The following is a 1057-nucleotide window of genomic DNA, read 5'->3' as shown; positions in this document are numbered from 1 at the left end:
CAACGCTAGGATTTCTTACATTGTCGGGATTTTACAACAGCGGATATATTCAGACGGCCCGGAAGCATCTCCGGGCCGTCTGAAAAACAGTATCGAAAGTGTCGCGCAAACCACACACCCGCAAGCGGCGGAATGCGGCCGGGCTTTAGAATACCTGGCTCAAATATTTATTCGGGTTAACCCGTTTGCTGCCGTCCAACACCTCGAAATGCAGGTGCGGGCCGGTGCTGCGGCCGGTGCTGCCCACATAGGCAATCAGCTGGCCGCGCTGGACTTTCTGCCCCGCGCTGACCACATATTTGCTGGCGTGGCCGTATAAGGTGGAGTAGCGGTCGTTGTGCTTGATAATCACGGTTTTACCGTATGCGCCTTTCCAGCCGGCCAGCTCGACCACGCCGCTCTCGGCTGCGTAAATCGGCGTACCGCTCGGCGCGGCGTAATCGATGCCGCTGTGCAGGCGGACTTTTTTCAGCACCGGATGGCGGCGGTAGCCGTAATCGGAGCTTTTACGCGCGCCGGATACGGGCACCATAAAGTTGCCGAGCGATTCGGAATGGTTGGAAGGCATCGCCACCACGGGCTTGGGCAGACGCAGAATCTGCTGCTGCACGAAATCGTCCATCGAAGCCATCTGCTGCGCGGTTTTACCGGCAGCCGGGCGCACGGCGGCAACCGCTGCGGGGCGCGCCGCTCTGGTTTTCACCAGGTTGGCCAGTTCGTCATCGTCCTGCGGCGCGGCAGAGGCGCGCATCAAGCCTTTGTTTTCCAGAAACACGCCCATTTCATCGGCATGGGCAGGCAGCGCCGCACCCAATACGGCGGCGGGCAGGAGCAGGTTTTTCAATCGGGCGGTTAAATTCAAAAGTCACTCCAATGCTTATCCGTTTTTGCAATAGTTATTGCAAATGATTATATTGATAAAGTATATAATTCACGCATTATGAGTGAAAATATCCGCCTTGGCAATTTTCAGTCTGCTCTTTACGCTTCTTTTGGCGCACACTGTACCTTTTTTGCCTATGCCGCCGCAGGTATAGGCGGAGAAATTAGATTCTGA

Annotated in this window: 1 protein-coding gene; it reads right to left on the bottom strand. The window is 55.8% G+C overall.

What is annotated here, in order from left to right; translation table 11 throughout:
- Positions 1 to 145: 145 nt before the first annotated feature.
- Positions 146 to 862, bottom strand: a complete 717-nt coding sequence (locus tag BDE01S_RS10690; protein WP_066081411.1) for a M23 family metallopeptidase — start codon at positions 860 to 862, stop codon at positions 146 to 148.
- Positions 863 to 1057: the final 195 nt, after the last annotated feature.

Source organism: Bergeriella denitrificans NBRC 102155, from assembly GCF_001592185.1.
Lineage (GTDB): Bacteria > Pseudomonadota > Gammaproteobacteria > Burkholderiales > Neisseriaceae > Neisseria > Neisseria denitrificans.
The sequence above is the reverse complement of the archived record's forward strand: the minus strand, read 5'-3'. Positions and strand labels throughout refer to the sequence as shown.